Genomic DNA, 22791 nt, shown 5'->3' on the forward strand with positions numbered 1-22791 from the left:
CGCATTCCACATATTCCGGGACGCAACAGGGCGGAAGGGCAGCCGCGCATGCAGGGCACGGTCGACGGATTCAGCTACGGGGCCGTCACCCCGTTGGTGGCCTTTGTGATGGCCTGCCTGGGTGGCGCCCTCGGCCTGCGCTGCACGACCCGGTCCCTGCTGGTCACGCACTCCCGGCGGCCCGCCTGGCTGGCCCTCGGCTCGGCCGCGATCGGCTCCGGAATATGGACCATGCACTTCGTCGCCATGATGGGCTTCACCATCGAGGAGACGCCGATCCACTACGACGAGCCGATCACCTACGCCAGTCTGGGCCTCGCCATCGTCATGGTGGGCGTGGGGATCTTCATCGTCGGTTACAGGGGTGCCACCGGCACCGCCCTGTTCACCGGTGGCACGATCACCGGTCTGGGCGTCGCCTCCATGCACTACCTCGGCATGGCGGGCGTGCACTTCGACGGGCGGTTCACGTACAACACGTTCACCGTCGCCGCCTCCGTCGTCATAGCGGTGGTGGCGGCCACCGCCGCTCTGTGGGCGGCCGGACGGGTGAGGGGCTTCGTGTGGAGTGTCGGGGCGAGCCTCGTGATGGGGCTCGCCGTGAGCGGTATGCACTACACCGGCATGGCCGCCCTCGACGTCCACCTCCACCACGCCCCGGGCTCCGGCACCGTGGGCTCACCGGCCTCGGCGCTCGCGCCGATGCTGATCGGCCCGCTCGCCTTCCTGCTCCTCGCGGCCGTCGTCGTGATGTTCGATCCGCTGATGGTCATGGGCCGGCCGGCCGGGACCGCCGTCGAGGACAAGCCGGGCGTCCCGGCCGCCGCCGTCGCCTCCCACCACGATCGCCACCCGCCGCTCCACGCCGCTGCCCGCCCGGTCGGTCCCCCGGCGCACCACGAGTCCCGCACCCCGCAGAACCGCTGATCGGGACCCGTTGTCAGTGGGGGGTCGTACGGTGGATGGCATGCGGCCCGTTTCCCACATCGAACGCACGGTGGCGCCCTTCGAGGTCGTCAGCCCCTACCAGCCCAGCGGCGACCAGCCGGCGGCCATCGCCGAGCTGGCCAAACGCATCGAGGCAGGTGAGAAGGACGTCGTCCTGCTGGGCGCGACCGGCACCGGCAAGTCCGCCACCACGGCGTGGATGATCGAGAAGCTCCAGCGCCCCACCCTCGTGATGGCACCGAACAAGACGCTGGCCGCCCAGCTGGCCAACGAGTTCCGCGAGCTTCTCCCCAACAACGCGGTCGAGTACTTCGTCTCGTACTACGACTACTACCAGCCCGAGGCCTACGTCCCGCAGTCGGACACCTACATCGAGAAGGACTCCTCGATCAACGAGGAGGTCGAGCGCCTGCGCCACTCGGCGACGAACTCGCTGATCACACGGCGCGACGTCATCGTGGTCGCCTCCGTGTCCTGCATCTACGGCCTCGGCACTCCGCAGGAGTACGTGGACCGCATGGTCCAGCTCAGCGTCGGCGACGAGATCGACCGCGACGAGCTGCTGCGCCGTTTCGTCGACATCCAGTACACCCGTAACGACCTGGCCTTCACCCGTGGCACCTTCAGGGTGCGCGGCGACACCATCGAGATCTTCCCGGTCTACGAGGAACTGGCCGTCCGTATCGAGATGTTCGGCGACGAGATCGAGGCGCTGTCCACGCTGCACCCGATCACAGGCGAGATCATCAGCGACGACCAGCAGTTGTACGTCTTCCCCGCCTCCCACTACGTCGCAGGGCCCGAACGCATGGAGCGGGCGGTCAACGACATCGAGAAGGAGCTGGGGGAGCGCCTCTCGGAGCTGGAGAAGCAGGGCAAGCTGCTGGAGGCCCAGCGCCTGCGGATGCGGACCACGTACGACATCGAGATGCTCCGCCAGATCGGCAGCTGTTCCGGCGTGGAGAACTACTCGATGCACTTCGACGGCCGCTCGCCCGGCTCCCCGCCCAACACCCTGCTGGACTACTTCCCGGACGACTTCCTGCTCGTCATCGACGAGTCGCACGTCACCGTCCCGCAGATCGGGGCCATGTACGAGGGCGACGCCTCCCGCAAGCGCACACTGGTCGAGCACGGTTTCCGCCTGCCCTCCGCGCTGGACAACCGTCCCCTGAAGTGGGAGGAGTTCCAGGAGCGCATCGGGCAGACGGTCTATCTGTCGGCCACTCCGGGCACCTACGAGCTGTCCCGCGGGGACGGTGTCGTCGAGCAGATCATCCGCCCCACCGGCCTCATCGACCCGGAGGTCGTGGTCAAGCCCACCGAGGGGCAGATCGACGACCTGGTGCACGAGATCCGCCAACGCACCGAGAAGGACGAGCGCGTCCTGGTCACCACCCTCACCAAGAAGATGGCCGAGGACCTCACCGACTACTTCCTGGAACTCGGCATCCAGGTGCGCTACCTGCACAGCGACGTCGACACCCTGCGGCGTGTCGAGCTGCTGCGCGAGCTGCGCTCCGGCGAGTTCGACGTCCTGGTCGGCATCAACCTGCTGCGTGAGGGCCTCGACCTGCCCGAGGTGTCCCTGGTGGCCATCCTCGACGCGGACAAGGAGGGCTTCCTGCGCTCCGGGACCTCGCTGATCCAGACCATCGGCCGCGCGGCGCGCAACGTCTCCGGCCAGGTCCACATGTACGCCGACAAGATCACTCCGGCGATGGAGAAGGCCATCGAGGAGACCAACCGGCGCCGGGAGAAGCAGGTCGCCTACAACAAGGCCAACGGCATCGACCCGCAGCCGCTGCGCAAGAAGATCAATGACATCGTCGCGCAGATCGCCCGCGAGGAGGTCGACACCGAGCAACTGCTCGGCTCCGGCTACCGCAACCTGAAGGACGGCAAGGGCGCCAAGGCCCCCGTCCCGTCGCTCGGAGGCAAGGCGGCCAAGGGCGCGAAGGCCGGCAAGGCCGCCAAGTCCGCCAAGGGCAAGGCGGACGCCACGGTGCCCACGGACCGTCCGGCGGCCGAACTCGCCGAGCAGATCGAGGAGATGACGGAGCGCATGCGCGCCGCCGCCGCGGAGCTGCAGTTCGAGATCGCCGCCCGGCTGCGCGACGAGGTCTCCGAGATGAAGAAGGAACTGCGCCAGATGCGGGAAGCGGGCCTCGCCTGAGCCCCTGCTTACCCTGCCGGACCTCGGCATATGCGCCCAGTGTTGCAACACCGACACAAAGCGCGGGCCGGGGTTCGGCACTGTCGGTGCCCCTGCGTAGGGTTCTTGGCACCGCGCACTGCGCGACAACAGGGGAACACCGAGAGGGGAACCAGCCGTGTCCGTCAACTTGACCAAGGGTCAGGCCATCAGCCTGGAGAAGAAGGACGGGGCGACCCTGACCGCTGTCCGCATGGGTCTCGGCTGGCAGGCGGCGAAGCGGCGCGGCCTGTTCGGCTCGCGCACCCGTGAGATCGACCTGGACGCCTCCGCCGTGCTCTTCGCCGAGAAGCAGCCGGTCGACGTCGTCTTCTTCCGTCACCTGGTGAGCGACGACGGCTCCGTGCGCCACACCGGCGACAACCTTGTCGGCGGTGTCGGCCAGGGCGGCGACGACGAGGCCATCCTCGTGGACCTGCAGCGTATCCCGGTCCACATCGACCAGATCGTCTTCACCGTGAACTCCTTCACGGGCCAGACCTTCCAGGAGGTGGAGAACGCCTTCTGCCGTCTCGTCGACGAGACCAACGGCCAGGAGCTCGCCCGCTACACCCTGAACGGCGGCGGCGAGTACACCGCCCAGATCATGGCGAAGGTGCACCGGTCGGGCTCGGGCTGGGCGATGACCGCTCTGGGTACTCCGGCCAACGGCCGCACCTTCCAGGACCTGATGCCGGCGATCCTGCCGCACCTGTAGGAGACCCGCTCGCTCGGGCAGGCGCGTACGACAACACGACACAGGGGGCGACGGCGATGACGGCCGAACTGGTGCGGGGACAGAACCACCCGCTGTCCCGGGCCAGGCTGGAGATCCGGATCTCGGCCGCAGCGCCTGTCCTGACGGGGGCAACGCTCGGGGACGAGCACGGCACCGTTCACGGCGCCCCCTGGGTGGCCCACCCCGGCGCACCCGCCCTGCCCGGCATCGAAGTCTCCGGGCAGGCCGCCACCGGTCACCGTCTGGCCGTCGACCTGGACGCCCTGCCCGAGGCGGTCCACCGTGTCTCGGTGCTGCTCGCCCTGCCCGAGCGGTCGGGCGGCCCACTCCGGTTCGGTGCCCTCACCGCTCCGACGGCAGTGGTCACGGGTCTCGACGGCACCGGGATCGTCCGCTTCACCCTCACCGGCCTGGATGCCGAGTCGGCCGTCGTCGCCCTGGAGCTGTACCGCCGGCAGAACGCCTGGAAGGTGCGTGCGGTGGGACAGGGGTACGCGGGGGGTCTGGCCGCGCTTCTCGCCGACCAGGGCCTGTCCGAGGCCGGCGAACTCACGGCGCACATCCAGGAGGCGGTGACACGGAGCATGGCCCGGGCGATCCCGGCACCGCCGCCGCAGCACGTCCCGGACGCCACGGCATCCGTGCGGGCGTCGTCGTACGGCACTTCTGATGCGCACGACGCACCGGTCCCCGGCGGCCCGGTCGACTACACGCATCCCGGCCGCCGCACCCACACCACCCCGCCCCCGCCCCCGCCTGCGGCGGGCCCGGTCGCGGACGGTCAGCCCGCCCCGCCCGTGGCGGGTGACGCGGTGGGCTGGTCGATGGACGAGCGGCTGTACAACCAGGTCTGGGGCATGTTCGAGGACCTGGCCCGCACCACGGCGGCATATCGCAGCGCGGTCGATTTCGCGGACTCCCGTCTGGAGAAGGAACTCGACCAGGTCCTCACCGACCCGCGCAGCCGGCTCGGCGCGGCGGGAGACGACGCACGCGAGGCGGCCCAAGCCCGGCACTCCCAGCTGGTCGGCCAGGCGCGGGCGGCACTCGACCGGGACCTCGCCCAGCTCTCCGCCGAGTCCGAGGTCGTCGAGCCCGCGCTGCCACCCGCCTACGCCCGCTGGGACAACCCCGTCTGGCACGGCTACCGCGTGCCGGCCGAGCCGCCGATGGCCCTGCGGCTGGGCGATCTCCACCTTCCCGAGAGCGTCCCGCTGCGCATCCCGATGCTGGTCAGACTGCCGCTGGAGCGAGGGCTGTGGATCGACAGCGGCCCGGCGGCGGGGCTCGACGACACCGTCCCGGACTCCTCCGGGCCGCGTCGGCTCGCCATGGAGACGGCGGTGGCGCTCGCTGCCCGGCTGCTCGCCGTCCACCCGGCAGGGGAGTTCGCCGTGCAGGTCATCGATCCGGCCGGTGCCGGCGCCCCGGCGCTCCAGCCACTGGTCAGCACCGGAGCCCTGACGGCGCCGCCCGCGGCCGGTGCGGTCGGGGTGGCGGACGTCCTGGGGCGGCTCACCGGGCACGTCGACCTGATACAGATGGCCGTCCGGGGCGGCGCGGCCCAGTCGCTGCCACCCGGCGTCGGCACCACGCAGCAACTCCTGATCGTCAACGACTTCCCGCACGGCTTCGACGACCGGGCCGTGACCCAGCTGCGTTATCTCGCCGACGAGGGTCCTGCCGTGGGTGTCCACCTGGTGATGGTCGCGGATCGCGAGGACGCCGAGGCGTACGGGCCGTTGCTCGATCCGCTGTGGCGTTCACTGATGCGACTCACCCCCGTGCCCGACGATCACCTCGCCGACCCCTGGGTCGGTCATGCCTGGACGTATGAGCCCTCGCTGGTACCGCCCGGCAGCGGCATCCTCCAGCAGGTGCTCGCCGAGGTGGCGGCGGCTCGCACCAAGCACAGGTAAAGGGCCTTTGACCTGGCTGTTTGGCTTTTTATTTACCTGCTACTTTACCTTCCCTTGGTTTTTGGGGTAGTCTCTTCCGTACGGAGGGGAGTACTCCCTGACTGCGGCGCACCCGTCAGTACGGATCGACGAGGATCCCGGGACGCCGGCCCATCGCGGGTGGAAGAGACCTCCGGCAGCGACAACCCAGATGTTTGCCGTTACGCAATGCCGGAGGGTGCAGTGGAAGTTTCCATGGGCCTGTGGGCCCTGACCATCCTGGGGCTGGCCGCCCTGATCGCCGTCGACTTCTTCATCGGGCGCAAGCCCCATGACGTGTCCATCAAGGAAGCCGGAATCTGGACCGTCGTCTGGATCGCCCTGGCCGGGCTCTTCGGCCTCGGCCTGCTCGTCTTGGGTGGTGGTCAGCCGGCCGGCGAGTTCTTCGCGGGCTTCATCACCGAGAAGTCCCTGAGCGTCGACAACCTCTTCGTCTTCGTCCTGATCATGGCGAAGTTCGCGGTGCCCTCGCAGTACCAGCAGAGGGTCCTGCTCGTCGGTGTCCTCATAGCCCTGGTCCTGCGGGCCGTCTTCATCGCGGCCGGAGCCGCGATCATCGCCAGCTTCTCCTGGGTGTTCTACCTCTTCGGCGCCTTCCTGATCTGGACCGCCTGGAAGCTGATCCAGGAGGCCCGCTCCGACGAGGAAGACGAGGAGTACGAGGAGAACAAACTGCTGAAGGCCGCCGAGCGCAGGTTCGGCGTGGCCGACCGGTACCACGGCACCAAGCTGTGGATCCAGCAGAACGGCAAGCGGGTCATGACCCCGATGCTGGTCGTGATGCTCGCCATCGGCACCACGGACGTGCTGTTCGCGCTGGACTCCATCCCCGCGATCTTCGGCCTGACCCAGGACCCGTACATCGTCTTCACCGCCAACGCCTTCGCCCTGATGGGTCTGCGCCAGCTGTACTTCCTCATCGGCGGACTGCTGAGGAAGCTGGTCCACCTGTCGTACGGCCTGTCGATCATCCTCGGCTTCATCGGCGTCAAGCTGGTGCTGCACGCGATGCACGAGTCCGGGGTGCACGTCCCCGAGATCAGCATCCCGGTCTCGCTCGGTGTCATCTGCGTGGTCCTGGTGGTCACCACCGTCACCAGCCTGATCGCCTCCAAGAAGCAGGCGGCCGCCGAGGTCGCGTCCGCTGCGGGCGACGGCGCCGAGAAGGAGGACGTGGACGCCCGGCGGTAGGTGACGCGAACGCCGTCACCCGACCCCGCGAGGCCCCGGCGTCACCGGCGCCCGGGCCTCGCACAGAAAGGATGAGAAGGGATCCGGAAAGAACGGAATGCGAACCCTGTACGTGTCTGTAACCATCGCTGCATGATCACTCGGCTCAGGTCGCTCACCCCGCGGTGGACGCTCCTCGTGCCGGTGCTCGCGGTCGTCCTGCTGATCTTCACCTGGGGCCGGGACCTGCCCGGCGCGGTCGTCGCGCTGGTGACCCTGGTCCTCGCCGGGTCCGTACTGGCCGCGGTGCACCACGCCGAGGTGGTCGCCCACCGAGTCGGCGAGCCCTTCGGCTCGCTGGTGCTCGCCATCGCCGTCACGATCATCGAGGTGGCCCTGATCGTCACCCTCATGGCCGACGGCGGTGCCAAGAGCGCAAGTCTGGCCCGCGACACCGTCTTCGCCGCCGTGATGATCACCTGCAACGGCATCGTCGGGCTCTGCCTGCTCGTCGCCTCCCTGCGCCACGGCACCGCGGTCTTCAACCCCGAGGGCACCGGCGCCGCCCTCGCGACGGTGGCGACCCTGGCCACGCTCAGCCTGGTGCTGCCGACCTTCACCACCAGCAAGCCCGGGCCCGAGTTCTCCACCGTGCAGCTGACGTTCGCGGCACTGTCCTCGCTCATCCTCTACGGCCTGTTCGTGGCCACCCAGACCGTGCGGCACCGCGACTACTTCCTGCCGATCACCCGGCAGGGCGAGGTCATCACCGTGGACACCCACGCCGGGCGACCGACCCGGCGCACCGCCTGGACCAGCCTCGGCCTGCTCGGCCTCTCCCTGGTCGGCGTGGTCGGCCTGGCCAAGGGCGTGTCGCCCACCGTCGAGTCCGCAGTGGCGGCGGCCGGACTGAACCAGGCGGTCGTCGGTGTGGTCATCGCCCTGCTCGTGCTGCTGCCCGAGACGATCGCCGCCCTGCGCTCCGCCCGCCGCGACCGGGTGCAGACCAGCCTCAACCTCGCGCTCGGCTCGGCGATGGCCAGCATCGGCCTGACCATCCCCGCCGTCGCGCTCGCCTCCTTCTGGCTGTCCGGACCGCTCGTCCTCGGCCTCGGCCCGACGGACATGCTGTTGCTCCTGCTGACCGTGGTGGTCAGCTCGCTGACGGTGGTCCCGGGCCGGGCCACCCCCCTGCAGGGTGGCGTCCATCTGGTGCTGTTCCTGGCCTACCTGGAGCTGGCGGTCAACCCGTAGCGCCGGCCGCCCGGTCAGCCCGTGGCCGGTTCCACCGCCGGCACGGGCACCGGGCGCGTCTCGGGCAGCAGCGCGAAGCAGCCGAGGCTCAGCAGCGCCACCCCCGTCAGATACACGCCCACCCCCCACGGAACGCGCCCGCCGTGCTCCGCGAGGGCGGTCGCCACGATCGGGGTCAGCGCGCCCCCGAGGACCCCGCCGAGGTTGTAACCGACCGCGGCGCCCGTGCAGCGCACCCGCGCCTCGTACAGCTCCGGCAGATACGCGGCGATCACCGCGAACATGGTGATGAAGGCGATCAGCGCGCCCAGGATGCCGAGGAACATCAGCAGCGGCTCACCGGTCCCCAGCAGCGCGACCATCGGCAGCATCCACAGCGCGCACGCGGTGCACCCCGTCAGGCACAACGGGCGGCGTCCGTAACGGTCGCCGAGCAGCGCGATGAAGGGTGTGATCGCTCCCTGCACGATGACGGCGGCCATGACGCAGGTCAGCATGACGGTGCGGCTCACTCCGAGCTGTTCCGTCGCATACGCGAGCGACCACGTCGTCACGGCGTAGAACACCGCGTACCCGACGGCCAGTGCCCCGGCCGTCAGCAGCACCAGCCGCCCGTGGTGCCGTACGACCTCGACGAGCGGCACGCGCGCATGATCGTCGATCTCCAGGAAGCGGGGGCTCTCGGCGAGCGACGAGCGCAGCCACAGCCCGGCCAGCGCCAGTACACCGGCCGCCCAGAACGGCACCCGCCAGCCCCACTGCGCGAACTGCGCATCCGACAGGCCCGCCGAGAGCGCGAGCATCACCCCGTTGGCGAGCACGAAGCCGATCGCCGGTCCCACCTGGGGAAAGCTCGACCACAGGGCCCGCCGCTCCGGGGGAGCGTGCTCGGCCGTCAGCAGCACGGCCCCGCCCCACTCCCCGCCGAGCCCCAGCCCCTGCAGGAAGCGCAGGACGAGCAGCAGCACGGGGGCTGCCGCGCCGATGGATCCGTAGGTCGGCACGCACCCGACGGCGACCGTCGAGGCGCCGGTCAGCAGGAGCGAGAGGACCAGCACCGGACGCCGTCCGCGCCGGTCGCCGAGGTGTCCGAACAGCATGGAGCCCAGCGGCCGGGCCACGAACCCCGCCCCGAAGGTCACGAACGCTGCCAGGGTCCCCGCCACCGGCGAGAAGGTCGGGAAGAACAGCGGCCCCAGGACCAGGGCCGCAGCGGTCCCGTAGACGAAGAAGTCGTAGAACTCGATCGCGGTCCCGACGAGCGAGGCGGCGGCGAGCCGCAGCATGGAGGGAGCCCTTACGGCGCGTACATCGTGCATGTCGCGTCAACTACCCACGGTGATCAAGGGTTACGGGGGCGCACGGAGGTGATCACCGAGACCACCGCGCACGCCAGGCGGCCGGCACGCACGGCCCCTCGCCCGCCGAGGCCACCGTGATAGACCGGGTCCGAGCGGCGGTCACCACGCACCGCCCCGAACGGACCGGAGGAACCGTGCCCCGCACCCTGGCCAACGCCCCGATCATGATCCTCAACGGGCCCAACCTGAACCTCCTCGGCCAGCGCCAGCCCGAGATCTACGGCAAGGACACGCTTGCCGACGTCGAGGCGATGTGTGCCAAGGCGGCGGCCGCGCACGGTGGCACGGTCGACTTCCGGCAGTCCAACCACGAGGGCGAACTGGTCGACTGGATCCACGAGGCACGGCTGAAGCACTGCGGGATCGTCATCAACCCCGGCGCCTACTCCCACACGTCGGTCGCGATTCTGGACGCCCTCAACACCTGCGACGGCATGCCCGTGCTGGAGGTGCACATCTCCAACATCCACCAGCGCGAGTCGTTCCGGCACCACTCGTACGTCTCCCTGCGCGCCGACGGTGTGATCGCGGGCTGCGGGGTGCAGGGCTATGTGTTCGGCGTGGAGCGGGTCGCCGCCCTGGTGGGAGCGGCGCAGGGCGACGCGTAGCCCGCACGGTGCTACAGACGGCCGGCCTCCACGATCCGCCGCAGGAAGCGCCGCGTGCGCTCCTGCTGCGGGTCGCCGAAGACCTGTTCCGCGGTGCCGCGCTCCAGCACGACCCCTCCGTCCAGAAAACAGACCTGGTCCGCGACGTCCCGGGCGAAGCCCATCTCGTGCGTCGCCAGCACCATGGTCATGCCCTCGTCCTTCAGGTCACGGACCACCTCCAGCACCTCGCCCACGAGTTCGGGGTCGAGGGCGGCGGTGATCTCGTCGAGCAGCAGCAGCCGGGGCCGTACGGCCAGGGCCCGCACGATCGCCACACGCTGCTGCTGGCCGCCGCTCAGCCGGTCCGGGTAGGCATCCGCCCTGCCGCCGAGCCCGAGTCGCTCCAGCAGATCCCTGGCCCGTTGCTCGGCCTGCGCGCGGGAGACGCCGTGCACGCGGCGCGGGGCGAGCGTGATGTTGTCCAGGACGGTCATGTGCGGGAAGAGGTTGTACGCCTGGAAGACCGCGCCGATCCGGCGCCGTACCGCGTCCTGGTCGACGCGCGGGTCGGTGATCTCCTCGCCGTCCAGCCAGATCGCACCGTCGTCGATCTCCTCCAGGAGGTTGGCACAGCGCAGCAGCGTGGACTTGCCCGAACCGGAGGCTCCGATCAGCGCGGTCACGGTGTGCGGGGCGACCTCCAGGCCGACGTCCCGCAGCACGACCGAGTCCCCGAAGGTCTTGCGGACGGATTCCATCCGCAGCACGGGGGAGCCGTCCAGGGGTGCCGTGCTCATATCGATCCTCCCTGCGCCCGCTTCCGGTCCATCCTGGCCGTCACCCAGTCCGTGAACCGGGTCATCGGAATGGTCAGCGCGACGAACACCAGCCCGGCGACGATGTACGGCGTGTAGTTGAGGCTGCGGCCCACGATGATGTCGGCGGCCCGTACGGCGTCGACCGCGCCGCCGATCGACACCAGGCCGGTGTCCTTCTGCAGCGACACCAGGTCGTTGAGCAGCGGCGGCACCTGCCGGCGCACCGCCTGGGGCAGCACGACGTGGCGCAGGGCCTGCCGGTTGGTCAGGCCCAGCGAGCGGGCCGCGGCGCGCTGCGAGGGGTGGATCGACTCGATGCCGGCCCGGAACACCTCGGCCACGTACGCCGAGTACGTCAGCGTCAGCGCCGTACCGCCCAGCAGCACCGGATCCACCGTCACGCCCTGCAGCCGCAGCGCCGGAACGCCCAGGACCACGATCATCAGGTTGATGATCAGCGGCAGGCCGCGGAAGAAGTCCGTGTACGCCGCCGCCAGTACCCGCAGCGGGAAGAACACCGGGCCGCGCAGGGTGCGGGCGACGGCGATCAGCATGCCGAGAACCAGCACGGCGACACCGCAGACGAGCAGCAGACGGACGTTCAGCCACAGCCCTTCGAGGACCTTCGGCAGTGCCTCGCGCGCGTAGTGCGCGCTGAAGAACGTCTCCTTGGTGCGCGGCCAGCCCGGCGCGTTGACGACGACCAGGTAGAGCACGACGGCCGTGACCAGGGTCGACAGCGCCGCGACGGCCGTGGCGCGGCGGGTGCGCGCCCTGCGGTGACGCTCGCGCTCCAGCCGCCGCGCGGAGGGCACGTAGCCGTCGTCGGCGGCGGGCACCGCGTCCCCGGCGCCGCCGGTCAAGCCGCTCGTGCCGTCCGCCCCGTCCGGGGTGGACTCGCCCTTGGCGAGGGTCACTTGAGCACCGGCGCGTCGACGGCGTCGGAGAGCCACTGCTTCTCGATCCCCGCCAGCGTGCCGTCCTTGCGCAGGGCGTCGACGGCACCGGTGACGCACGGGGTCAGCGCGCTGCCCCTGTCCAGCACGAGCCCGAACTGCTCGGACGTGCCGCCCTGGTTCTCGAACTGGCCGACGATCTTCGCATCGGTCACCTCGGCCGCGGTGATGTAGAAAGCGGTCGGCAGGTCGGTGACGACTGCGTCGACCTGGCCGTTCTTCAGCGCGGACTTGGCCTGGTCGTTCTTGGCGTACACGGCGGGCTCCTGCTTCGGCTTCACCACGTCGGTGATGTAGTCGAGGCTCGTCGTGCCCACCTGGGCGCCCAGCTTGAGGCCCTTCAGATCCGCGATGCCCCTCGACTTGGCGGCCTTGCTGCCCTTCAGGGCGATGACGGCCTGGCGCACGTCGTAGTAACCGGAGGAGAAGTCAACGGCCTTCTTGCGCTCGGTGCTGATCGACACCTGGTTGATGTCGAAGTCGAACGTCTTCACGCCGGGCGCGAACGCCTTGTTGAACGGCACGCTCTGCCAGACGACCCTGCTCTTGCCGTAGCCCAGTTGCTGCGCCACCGCATAGGCGACCGCGGACTCGAAGCCCTTGCCGTTCGCGGGTCTGTCGTCCTTGAACCACGGCTCGTACGCCGGTTCGTCCGTCGCGATCGTCAGCTTTCCGGACGTCTTGGTGGCCAGCTTGCCCTTGGTGCAGTTCTTTGCCGCGGACCCGGACGGAGCGGCCGTCGCCTTGTCCTCGGGCTGCGGGGCACAGCCGACGGCGGTGGTGAGCAGGGCTGTGGTCGCGGCGGCAACCGCGCAGCGCAGTGCGCGAGAGGCAAGGTGCATGGCGGGAGATTGGCAGCGAACCCCCTGCTTGTCCAGGTCGCATGGCTCGGATTCCGCATAGTGGGAACCGGTGTTGCGCGCGTGTGAACGCTGCTTCTGCGGCGGCCCTGGCCCGGGCCGCCGGCCGAGGGCGGGGTGGGAAGGCCGGCGGCCCCTGCCGCCCAGGAGCCGTCGTCCTGTGCGGGGCTGCCAACCAGTTGACAGCGGGACAGCGGTCTTCGGGAGCGCGCACGCGGGTGCGGCGCGTGCGAAGCGTTCACACGGGGCGCGCGCCGTCGCATGTACGGCCGGTGTACATGCGGGCGCGCGCCGGTCGCACGGAAAGCCTGCCTCTTGAGCCGCGCAGGGCTGGCCCCAGGGGGCGCGGGGAACTGGTCGAAGGCCCCCTACGGTCCAGCAGTCACGCACGAAGCAGGTGTCACGAACGAGGTGGCACGAACGAGGTGGCGTAAACGAGGTGGCACAAACGAGGTGTCGTGAATGGGACGTCGTGAACCAGGCGTCACGCGAACCAGTGTCCGGAGCCATGTACCCCCGAACCCGCGTGCCCCGAACCGGCGACCCGGTCAGGCGTCCCGAGGCGGGGCCCAGAGCCCCGGCCCAGAGCCCCGGCGCAGAGCCGGGCGCCCCGAAGCAGGTCCCGAGCCGGTGGACGCCCGGTGAATCACCACCCGCGCGCGTGCCACTCCGGAAGGTGCGGCCGCTCCGCACCCAGCGTGGTGTCGTTGCCGTGTCCGGGGTAGACCCATGTCTCGTCCGGCAGCGTGCCGAAGATCTTCGTCTCCACGTCGTGGATCAGACGGGCGAACGCCGCCGGGTCCTTGCGCGTGTTGCCGACTCCGCCCGGGAAGAGGCAGTCCCCGGTGAAGACGTGCGGGTGGCCGTGCGGGTCGTCGTAGACCAGCGCGATGGAGCCCGGTGTGTGCCCGACGAGGTGGCGTGCGGTGAGTTCCACCTGCCCCACCCTGATGACGTCACCGTCGTCGACCAGGACGTCCGTGGGCACCGGAATGCCCTCGGCGTCGTCCCGTCCGGCATACGTACGGGCACCGGTGGCGGAGACGACCTCGGCGAGCGCCTGCCAGTGGTCGCCATGCTGATGGGTGGTGACGACGGACGCGATGCCGTCGTCACCGATCATGCCGAGCAGCGTCCGCGCATCGTTGGCGGCGTCGATGAGGAGCTGCTCGTCGGTGGCCCGGCAGCGCAGCAGATAGGCGTTGTTGTCCATCGGGCCGACCGCGATCTTCGTGATCATCAGGTCCTTCAGCTCGTGCACGTCTGCCGCTCCGCCGACCTTGACCTCTCCGGTGTACGTCATGGTGATCAGCCTATCGCCGGGGAGTGCCCGAAGGACCGTCGTCGGCCTACAGCGGGGGCAGCTGCGGCAGTGCGCCGCCCATCGTCTTCAGCGCGGCGCCGTCACGGCGTCCGGCGAGCCAGCCCAGCAGGTCCGCCGGGGCGCCGCTGACGGTGATCTCGGGCTCGGCCCCCTCGCGTCCCGTGCTCCACGCGTGCGTGCCGTCCGTGACACGGGTGGCCGGGACGTCACTGTGCCCGGAGAAGCGCTGTGTCAGGAAGTCGATCTCCCGCTCGGTGAACTCGGCCGGAAGATCCTCCAGCTCGTATCCGATCCCGAGGTCCACGTGGTGCAGTTCCACCTCGATCCGGCGCCGGAACGGCACCCGGGACGCGGAGTCGGTGACCCCGTTGCGCAGCTCCACCGTGCGCGCCCAGTCCGCCGGAGCGTCCCCCGTCTCCTGGAAGCGGGCGGCGCTGTCGCGCACGTCGGCGAGCTGGACGTCCAGGGGGCGCGGGGCGTCCCGCTCGATGTCGGCGTCGCGCATCCCGGCGCTCGCGTACATGGGACGGCCCTCGAGGACGTTCACGAGCGCGTCCGCGTTGCGGGCGAGATGGGCGAGGACGTGTCCGCGGGTCCAGCCGGGAAGCCGTGACGGCTCGGCGAGCGACGCGTTGTCCAGTGCGGCGGCAGCGGTGAGGAGCCGTTCGGTCGCGTCCCGTACACAGGCCAGGTCATGAGCGTGATCAATCATGGGCCTGACCCTAGTCCCGCCACACCTTTGGGTGAAGGTGGTGAACCTCGCCCGCGAATCGAAAGCACGTGCTATATCGTCGAGAGTGGCGTCGGGCATGCTGGATGTCCGGGGGTTGTTATGCAACCGGGCAATCCGACCGGCGTTGTCAGTGGCTCCCCCTAGTCTCGAAGAAGCACGGGGGCCCCGCCCCTGTCACTTCTCTCAAGAAAGGTGCGGACCGGCGTGGCCGACCGTCTCATCGTCCGTGGCGCGCGCGAGCACAACCTGAAGAATGTCTCGCTCGACCTGCCTCGTGACTCGCTCATCGTCTTCACGGGCCTGTCCGGGTCGGGCAAGTCCTCCCTGGCCTTCGACACGATCTTCGCCGAGGGGCAGCGCCGCTATGTGGAGTCGCTGTCCTCGTACGCGCGGCAGTTCCTCGGGCAGATGGACAAGCCCGACGTCGACTTCATCGAGGGCCTGTCCCCGGCGGTCTCCATCGACCAGAAGTCGACCTCGCGCAACCCGCGCTCGACGGTCGGCACCATCACCGAGGTCTACGACTACCTGCGTCTGCTCTTCGCGCGCATCGGCAAGCCGCACTGCCCCGAGTGCGGCCGCCCCATCTCGCGCCAGTCGCCGCAGGCCATCGTCGACAAGGTCCTGGAGCTGCCGGAGGGGAGCCGCTTCCAGGTGCTGTCGCCACTCGTGCGCGAGCGCAAGGGCGAGTTCGTCGACCTCTTCGCGGACCTCCAGACCAAGGGCTACTCCCGTGCGCGCGTGGACGGGCAGACCATCCAGCTCTCCGAGCCGCCGACCCTGAAGAAGCAGGAGAAGCACACCATCGAGGTGGTCATCGACCGCCTCACGGTGAAGGACTCCGCCAAGCGGCGCCTGACCGACTCCGTGGAGACCGCCCTCGGCCTGTCCGGCGGCATGGTCGTGCTCGACTTCGTGGACCTCGCCGAGGACGACCCCGAGCGCGAGCGCATGTACTCGGAGCACCTGTACTGCCCGTACGACGACCTGTCCTTCGAGGAGCTGGAACCCCGCTCCTTCTCGTTCAACTCGCCCTTCGGCGCCTGCCCCGAGTGCACCGGCATCGGCACGCGCATGGAGGTCGACCCGGAGCTGATCGTCCCGGACCCGGACAAGTCCCTGGACGAGGGCGCCATCCACCCCTGGTCGCACGGACACACCAAGGACTACTTCGGCCGGCTGATCGGTGCCCTCGCGGACGCCCTGGGATTCCGCACGGACATCCCCTTCGCAGGCCTGCCGCAGCGCGCCAAGAAGGCCCTGCTCCACGGCCACAAGACCCAGATCGAGGTCCGGTACCGCAACCGGTACGGCCGCGAGCGCGTGTACACCACGCCCTTCGAGGGCGCGGTGCCCTTCGTCAAGCGCCGGCACAGCGAGTCCGAGAGCGACGCCAGCCGCGAGCGCTTCGAGGGCTACATGCGCGAGGTGCCCTGCCCGACCTGTGAGGGCACGCGCCTGAAGCCGATCGTCCTCGCGGTCACGATCATGGAGAAGTCGATCGCCGAGGTCTCGGCGATGTCGATCAGCGACTGCGCGGACTTCCTGGGCGAGCTCAAGCTCAACGCGCGCGACAAGAAGATCGCCGAGCGCGTGCTGAAGGAGGTCAACGAGCGGCTGCGGTTCCTGGTCGACGTCGGCCTGGACTACCTCTCGCTCAACCGCGCGGCCGGCACGCTCTCCGGCGGCGAGGCCCAGCGCATTCGCCTGGCCACCCAGATCGGCTCCGGTCTCGTCGGCGTCCTGTACGTCCTGGACGAGCCGTCGATCGGCCTGCACCAGCGCGACAACCACCGGCTGATCGAGACCCTGGTCCGGCTGCGCGACATGGGCAACACGCTCATCGTCGTCGAGCACGACGAGGACACCATCAAGGTCGCCGACTGGGTCGTCGACATCGGCCCCGGCGCCGGTGAGCACGGCGGCAAGGTCGTGCACAGCGGTTCCCTCAAGGAGCTGCTCGCCAACGCCGAGTCGCAGACCGGTCAGTACCTGTCCGGCAAGAAGTCGATCCCGCTGCCCGACATCCGCCGCCCGCAGGACCCGTCCCGCAGGCTCACCGTGCACGGCGCCCGCGAGAACAACCTGCAGGACATCGACGTGTCCTTCCCGCTGGGCGTGTTCACGGCCGTCACGGGCGTGTCCGGCTCCGGCAAGTCGACGCTGGTCAACGACATCCTCTACACGCACCTGGCCCGCGAGCTGAACGGCGCGCGCAACGTCCCCGGACGGCACACGCGCGTGGACGGCGACGACCTCGTCGACAAGGTCGTGCACGTCGACCAGTCGCCCATCGGCCGCACCCCGCGGTCCAACCCGGCGACCTACACCGGCGTCTTCGACCACGTCCGCAAGCTGTTCGCCGAGACCACCGAGGCGAAGGTGCGCGGCTACCTGCCGGGACGCTTCTCCTTCAACGTCAAGGGCGGCCGCTGCGAGAACTGCGCGGGCGACGGCACCATCAAGATCGAGATGAACTTCCTCCCGGACGTCTACGTCCCGTGCGAGGTCTGCCACGGCGCCCGGTACAACCGGGAGACCCTGGAGGTCCACTACAAGGGCAAGTCCATCTCCGAGGTCCTGAACATGCCCATCGAAGAGGCCATGCACTTCTTCGAGGCCGTCCCGGCGATCAACCGCCACCTCAAGACGCTGAACGACGTCGGTCTCGGCTACGTACGCCTCGGCCAGTCCGCGACCACCCTGTCCGGCGGTGAGGCGCAGCGCGTGAAGCTCGCCAGCGAGCTGCAGAAGCGCTCCACCGGGCGCACGGTCTACGTCCTCGACGAACCGACCACCGGTCTGCACTTCGAGGACATCAGCAAGCTGCTGAAGGTCCTCGCCGGCCTGGTCGAAAAGGGCAACACGGTCATCGTCATCGAGCACAACCTCGACGTGATCAAGACAGCCGACTGGGTCGTCGACATGGGTCCGGAGGGCGGCGCCGGTGGTGGCCTCGTGGTCGCCGAGGGCACGCCCGAGGAGGTCGCGGGGGTCCCGGCCAGCCACACCGGCAAATTCCTGCGCGAGATCCTCGGCGCCGACCGCATCAGCGACGCCGAACCGGTGAAGGCGCCGCGCGGCGCGGCGGCCCGCAAGACGGCGGCGGCCAAGTCGACGGCGAAGAAGACGGTGACGGTCAAGGCCAACAACACGGCGACCAAGAAGGCCGCCACCGTCACGAAGAAGGCGGCACCCGCGAAGAAGACGACGCGGGCCCGCAAGGCCTGAGACCGGCACGGGCGCGATGCGGGCCCTGCCCGCCACGTCCTGACACATCATCAAAAAGCGGCGCCCTGTGGGAACTCCCCGCGGGGCGCCGCTCGTTCTCTCATCAACCGCCCCGGCCCCGGGGCCCGCCGGGATCACCGGGCTCGACCGGTTCCGTCAGTCGTATATCCGACCGCACCTTGAGAACACCACAGAGATCTACAGTTCGCCCAGCTCAGCTGCGTACGGCGGCTCCGCCCCCGCTCGTGAGCAGGTGATCGCGGCCGCACGTGCCGCGAAGTGCAGCAGCCGGCGCCAGCCGTCCCCGCCCAGGGCGGCGAGCCTCTCCGGGGACAGCGCATCCTGGGCGGACAGGCCGTGCAGCAGGGCGGCGTTCACGGTGTCACCGGCGCCGATGGTGTCCACGACCTCGACCTTCTCGCCCGGCACGGAGTACTCCGCGCCGTCCCGGGTGTGGACGGTGAGACCGTCGCCGCCCCGGGTGACCACGACGGCCGACGGCCCCGCGGCCAGCCACTCGCGCGGGGTGCCGCCCAGCCACTCGGCGTCCTCCGCGGACAGCTTCAGCAGCGTCACCGAGGGCAGCCAGCTCTTGAAACGCGTCCGGTAGGCGTCCGCGTCCGGGATCAGACCGGCCCGGATGTTGGGGTCCAGAGCGGTGAACAGCCCCTGTCCGGCAGCGGTCCTCATCAGCTCCTCGTAGGCGCTCGCGCCCGGTTCCAGGACGAGCGAGCAGGTCCCGAAGGAGACCGCGCGGGTGCCGATGGGAAGGCCGCCCGGTGCGGTGAACAGGCGGTCGGCGGTGCCGTCGACGTAGAAGGAGTACGCCGCCGAGCCGCCCGCGTCGAGCGTGGCGACCGCGAGGGTGGTCGGCTCGGGACCGCGCTGCACACCCGACACATCCACCCCCGACCGCCGCAGCCCGTCGAGCAGGGCCTCGCCGAAGGCGTCGTTCGACGCGCGGGAGCAGAAGGCGGCCGGGGATCCCAGGCGGCCGAGGGCCACGGCGGTGTTGTACGGGCCGCCGCCGAGCGCGGGCTTCAGGCCCGCCAGGGCACCCGGGCCCTGCGGTACCAGGTCGATCAGTGCCTCACCGGCGACGACGATCACGAGGCGGTTCCCTTCTCTGCCAGCGCGGATGGTTCGGTTCTCCCGCCGGGTCCGGCCGGCCGGGGATCTTCGGGCTCGTGCCGTTCCTCCGGGCATCCGCAGGAGGTGCGGTGGACGAAGCTGCAGGGCAGCCGGAGGGTCCTGGCGGGCAGGTCCGGTGCGGCCAGCCGGTCCAGGAGCACCCGAACGGCCCGGGCGCCGATCTCCCTGCTGGGCTGGGCGACGGCGGTGAGCCGCGGGGAGAACAGGTCGGCCCAGGCGAAGTCGTCGAAGCAGCACAGGGCCATGTCGTCCGGTACGGCCAGACCTTGCCGACGCAGGGCGCGCAGGGCGCCGATAGTCATGGCGTTGTTGGCGGTGACCAGGGCCGTGGGCGGAGCGGGGAGGGAGAGCAGGGCGGCCGTGGCCTGTTCGGCACCGGCCGACTCGGAGTTGCCGGACACCACCAGGCTCTTGTCGTGGAGGAGGCCCGCGGCGGCGAGGGCCTGCCGGTAGCCGGTGATCCGCTCGCTGGTCGTGCTGAGACCGGGCAGCCCCGCGACCAGACCGATCCGGCGGTGGCCGAGCCCGGTGAGATGGGTGACGAGGCGGGCCATCGGGCCGCTGTTCTCGGCACAGACCTGATCGAAACAGAGCCGTCCGGAAGAGGCCCGTCCGGAGGAGACCGGGTCGGGAGAGCTCCCGTCCGACGGGACTCGGTCCGAGGAGACCTGGTCCGAAGGGACCCGCTCGGAGGAGCCCCCCTCTGCAGAGACCTGATCGGAGGAGCACGGGTCCGAAGAGGGCCGATCGTGGCGCGGGCCGTTCGCGGGACGGTCATCGGCCGAAAGCACTCGGTCCAGGAACACCGTCGGCACGCTGTGGCGGCCGAGGTAGGCCACGAGGTCCTGCGGGTTCGCCGACGGAGCGACGATCATGCCGTCCACCCGGCGCTCGTGCAGGAGCTGGACGACCTTCCGTTCGTGCACCGGGTCGTCGTGCGGATCGGCGATGAGCAGGCTGTAGCCCGCCTCCAGGGCGGCGGCCTCGACGCCCTGGAGGATCTCCGTGAAATACGGGTTGCTGATCGCCGACACCGCGAGGCCGATGGACCGGGTCCGGGAGGTCACCAGGGAGCGGGCGAGCGTGTTGGGCGTGTAGCCGAGGGCGTCGACCGCCTGCAGCACCGCCTCGCGGGTGTGGGGCAGCACCGGGCGCGTGCCGTTGAGCACGTGGGAGACGGTGGCCACGGAGACTCCCGCACTCCGGGCGACGTCCGCCATGGTGGGCATCGCGTTCCCCTCACTGGACCGGTTCACCGTGAACCGCATGCCCGCGCGAGACGGCCATGCGACACGACTGCACAGCCGCACAGCCGCACAGCCGCACAGCCGCACAGCCGCACGACCGCACGACCGCACGACCGCACGACCGCACGACCGCACGACCAAGGATCGCGTGACGGATGGGCTGCCGACGTGGCGCCACCGTGCCGCCGTGCCATCGCGCCGCTGCGGGCTTCAGGCCGGGACGCTATCCCATGTGACACCCCCGCGTAAACGCTTACGTAAACGTTTACGCGCCCGTCCGTGCTCACCCTTGGCCGTCCCGCTCCCGCTCCCGCCCTGCCCCACGGCTCACTCCCGTCCCCGCCCGCCCCACCCCCTGCCCGGCTGGGCGGTCCGGGTATCGTCGGCCTGCACACCCTCTGAGCAGTGGAGACGGAGCCCTGATGTCCGCTCGACCGTCCCGTCCGTCTGCGAGTCGTCGTACCGTCCTTCGAGGTGCCGCCGTGGCCCCGGTCGCCGGGCTCGGGCTGGCCGCCTGCTCGCCGCCCGACGGTGCCTCGGCCGAAGCGACCCCGACCGCACCGGTCGATCTCGGTGCCGAGACCGAGGTCGCCAAGGGCGGCGCCAAGCTCTACCGGGACCACAACGTGGTGGTGAGCCGGGACGGGAGCGGTGCCCTCAAGGCGTACAGCACCATCTGCACACACGCGGGCTGCCCCATCAACAAGCTCCAGGGGACGACGCTGATCTGTCCCTGCCACGGCAGCCAGTTCGACGCCGTGACCGGCAAGGTGGTCCAGGCGCCGGCCACCGAGCCGCTGACCGAGCTGCCGGTGAAGGCCTCGAACGGCAGGATCGTCGCCGGCCCGGAGGCCTGACCGAGCCCTCGCGGCAGGGTGGCGGAAACGGGTTCACTCCCAGTCCCAGGCGATCCCGAGCAGACCCGGCCGGATCCGGGGCTCGACCACGTGGACGCTGTGATGCGGTCCGCTGACGGGCAGCTCGTGCCGGCCGCTGCGCGGTGCCGCGGGCGAGTGCTGGGTGAAGCGCTGGCACCGCACCGGAAGCGCGGCTCCGTCGAAGCGCACCTGGAGCGCGTACTGGCCGCCCGGAAAACCGAAGCCGTGGACGTACTCGTGGCAGACCCCGGCCGTGCCGTCCTCGACGGCGTACCGGAAGAGGAAGGTGTCGCCGGAGCGCAGCCGGGTGCCGAAGAGGAGTTCGGCGACCAGCACCCCGGTGTCCTGGTCCAGGCGGATCCGTCCCGTGCGGCAGTTCTCCAGGGCGTGCACCCGCATCGCGCGCGGGCTGCAGCCCGGGTCGCCGTGGTGGACGGCGAGGAAGCGGTCGATGCCGTCGCGGTGGGCCCGCACGATGTGGTGGGACTCGCGGCCCGCCAGCTGGCGGCGGGCGCCGATCCGGACCCGCTCGTGGTGGCCGAGGGTGTGCAGTCCGCCGTCGAGGGTCCAGCCCAGGTCGGCCTGGAGCCGGTGCAGGACGTCCGAGGCCTCGATCAGGGAGCGGTACGAGCGGCCCTGGGTGCGGCCGGAGCCGGTGCGTTCGCCGGACTCCGTGAGCAGCCGTATCAGGGACTCGTCCGGCAACTGGAGGATCTCCTCCAGGGCGCGCACGGCCCGCAGCGACTCCGGGCGCTGCGGGCGGCGGGCCCCCTGCTGCCAGTAACTGAGGCTGGTCACGCCGACCTTGACCCCGTGGCGCGACAGATGGTGCTGCACACGCTGGAGCGGCAGTCCGCGGGCGGCGATCGCGGCGCGCAGCGCCACGTGGAAGGGGCCGCCCCGCAGGGCCGTGTTCAGTTCCGCGGTGGGGACGTCCGCGTGCTCGATGGCGTGCCGCATGCACAGGCACCTTTCTGTGAGATGTCACGACGGCTGGTCAGACCGTTGGAGCGAGTCCGCGGGGCCACCCCCGTGGGCGCCGGGGCGCCCGTCCGTGCGTCGCCGCGCGATGTGCGCCGGCGTGCACGGCCCCGAGTTCCCCCGCATTGAAGCGTGTTGACCAGACCCCGACAACACCTAGGACCCGGTCACGGTGCACTCCTGGCCGAGCCGCGACCCCCGGGCGCCCGGGCCCGGGCCCGCACCGTCCGCCGGAGCGCCCTCCGGGGGTGCTGCCGGACGGCTTCCGCAGGGCGGCATGGCCGGAATGCCGCCCCCAGGGGCCGCCCCGGGGCCGTGGGGCGCCTGTGCCACGCCGACGGGAGCCGGACGGGCGGCCGTGGGCGTTGTCCACAGGCCCGTCGCGGTGTCGGTGCGC

At 70.4% G+C, this 22791-nt stretch carries 18 protein-coding genes; 9 read left to right on the forward strand and 9 right to left on the reverse strand.

Translation table 11 applies throughout. The annotated features are described in order from the left end of the window. Nucleotides 1-48 precede the first annotated feature (48 nt). The 6 genes from ACFZCP_RS12400 (at nt 49) to ACFZCP_RS12425 (ending at nt 8263) form a co-directional block, all read left to right on the forward strand. Complete coding sequence (locus tag ACFZCP_RS12400; RefSeq protein WP_391426545.1) at nt 49-927, forward strand: MHYT domain-containing protein; 879 nt, start codon at nt 49-51, stop codon at nt 925-927. Between the two features lie 40 nt (nt 928-967). Next, nucleotides 968-3124, forward strand: coding sequence for an excinuclease ABC subunit UvrB (uvrB, locus tag ACFZCP_RS12405; RefSeq protein WP_391426547.1), 2157 nt, complete (start codon nt 968-970; stop codon nt 3122-3124). Nucleotides 3125-3281: 157 nt separating this feature from the next. After that, on the forward strand, nt 3282-3860 hold the full coding sequence (locus ACFZCP_RS12410; protein ID WP_361127523.1) for a TerD family protein: 579 nt from the start codon (nt 3282-3284) through the stop codon (nt 3858-3860). A 56-nt stretch (nt 3861-3916) separates the two neighbouring features. Continuing rightward, nucleotides 3917-5800, forward strand: a complete 1884-nt coding sequence (locus ACFZCP_RS12415) for a TerD family protein (RefSeq protein ID WP_391426549.1) — start codon at nt 3917-3919, stop codon at nt 5798-5800. Nucleotides 5801-6022: 222 nt separating this feature from the next. Next, on the forward strand, nt 6023-7030 hold the full coding sequence (locus ACFZCP_RS12420; RefSeq protein ID WP_391426551.1) for a TerC/Alx family metal homeostasis membrane protein: 1008 nt from the start codon (nt 6023-6025) through the stop codon (nt 7028-7030). A gap of 132 nt (nt 7031-7162) precedes the next feature. Next, complete coding sequence (locus tag ACFZCP_RS12425; protein WP_391426553.1) at nt 7163-8263, forward strand: calcium:proton antiporter; 1101 nt, start codon at nt 7163-7165, stop codon at nt 8261-8263. A 14-nt stretch (nt 8264-8277) separates the two neighbouring features. Here the strand turns inward: ACFZCP_RS12425 and ACFZCP_RS12430 are convergent, their stop codons facing one another. Then, entirely contained in the window at nt 8278-9549 is a 1272-nt protein-coding gene (locus ACFZCP_RS12430; protein ID WP_391426902.1) for an MFS transporter, read from the reverse strand. Between the two features lie 209 nt (nt 9550-9758). Between ACFZCP_RS12430 and aroQ the strand changes: the two genes are divergently transcribed. Beyond that, the gene (gene aroQ / locus ACFZCP_RS12435) at nt 9759-10232 is read left to right on the forward strand and encodes a type II 3-dehydroquinate dehydratase (protein ID WP_362680311.1); all 474 of its coding nucleotides are present in this window, start codon (nt 9759-9761) and stop codon (nt 10230-10232) included. Between the two features lie 11 nt (nt 10233-10243). On the opposite strand, the gene ACFZCP_RS12440 is transcribed toward aroQ, so the two are convergent. The 5 genes from ACFZCP_RS12440 to ACFZCP_RS12460 all read right to left on the reverse strand — a co-directional run bounded on the left by ACFZCP_RS12440 (nt 10244) and on the right by ACFZCP_RS12460 (nt 14884). Then, on the reverse strand, nt 10244-11011 hold the full coding sequence (locus ACFZCP_RS12440) for an ATP-binding cassette domain-containing protein (RefSeq protein ID WP_391426555.1): 768 nt from the start codon (nt 11009-11011) through the stop codon (nt 10244-10246). After that, a complete protein-coding gene (locus ACFZCP_RS12445; RefSeq protein ID WP_391426904.1) occupies nt 11008-11895 on the reverse strand; it encodes an ABC transporter permease subunit in 888 nt (295 codons plus the stop codon). The genes ACFZCP_RS12440 and ACFZCP_RS12445 overlap by 4 nt, the downstream gene beginning before the upstream one ends. Nucleotides 11896-11945: 50 nt before the next feature. Continuing rightward, a complete protein-coding gene (locus ACFZCP_RS12450; RefSeq protein ID WP_391426557.1) occupies nt 11946-12830 on the reverse strand; it encodes a transporter substrate-binding domain-containing protein in 885 nt (294 codons plus the stop codon). A gap of 664 nt (nt 12831-13494) precedes the next feature. Then, entirely contained in the window at nt 13495-14151 is a 657-nt protein-coding gene (locus ACFZCP_RS12455) for an MBL fold metallo-hydrolase (RefSeq protein WP_391426559.1), read from the reverse strand. Between the two features lie 46 nt (nt 14152-14197). Next, nucleotides 14198-14884, reverse strand: a complete 687-nt coding sequence (locus tag ACFZCP_RS12460; RefSeq protein WP_391426561.1) for a maleylpyruvate isomerase family mycothiol-dependent enzyme — start codon at nt 14882-14884, stop codon at nt 14198-14200. 225 nt (nt 14885-15109) lie between these two features. Between ACFZCP_RS12460 and uvrA the strand changes: the two genes are divergently transcribed. Continuing rightward, nucleotides 15110-18136: an excinuclease ABC subunit UvrA gene (gene uvrA / locus ACFZCP_RS12465; protein WP_391426563.1), complete on the forward strand. Its 3027-nt coding sequence runs from the start codon at nt 15110-15112 to the stop codon at nt 18134-18136. A 198-nt stretch (nt 18137-18334) separates the two neighbouring features. On the opposite strand, the gene ACFZCP_RS12470 is transcribed toward uvrA, so the two are convergent. Both ACFZCP_RS12470 and ACFZCP_RS12475 read right to left on the reverse strand, forming a co-directional pair. Continuing rightward, nucleotides 18335-19246, reverse strand: a complete 912-nt coding sequence (locus ACFZCP_RS12470; protein ID WP_391426565.1) for a PfkB family carbohydrate kinase — start codon at nt 19244-19246, stop codon at nt 18335-18337. Next, a complete protein-coding gene (locus tag ACFZCP_RS12475) occupies nt 19243-20517 on the reverse strand; it encodes a substrate-binding domain-containing protein (RefSeq protein WP_391426567.1) in 1275 nt (424 codons plus the stop codon). The genes ACFZCP_RS12470 and ACFZCP_RS12475 overlap by 4 nt, the downstream gene beginning before the upstream one ends. A gap of 440 nt (nt 20518-20957) precedes the next feature. On the opposite strand from ACFZCP_RS12475, the gene ACFZCP_RS12480 reads away from it, so the two are divergent. After that, nucleotides 20958-21392, forward strand: a complete 435-nt coding sequence (locus tag ACFZCP_RS12480) for a Rieske 2Fe-2S domain-containing protein (RefSeq protein ID WP_362680335.1) — start codon at nt 20958-20960, stop codon at nt 21390-21392. A gap of 33 nt (nt 21393-21425) precedes the next feature. Here ACFZCP_RS12480 and ACFZCP_RS12485 read toward each other — a convergent pair whose 3' ends face one another. Beyond that, complete coding sequence (locus tag ACFZCP_RS12485) at nt 21426-22373, reverse strand: hypothetical protein (protein ID WP_362680338.1); 948 nt, start codon at nt 22371-22373, stop codon at nt 21426-21428. Between the last annotated feature and the right edge of the window lie 418 nt (nt 22374-22791).

The sequence above is a fragment of the Streptomyces sp. NPDC007971 genome (genome assembly GCF_042958635.1).
In the GTDB taxonomy this organism is placed as follows: domain Bacteria; phylum Actinomycetota; class Actinomycetes; order Streptomycetales; family Streptomycetaceae; genus Streptomyces.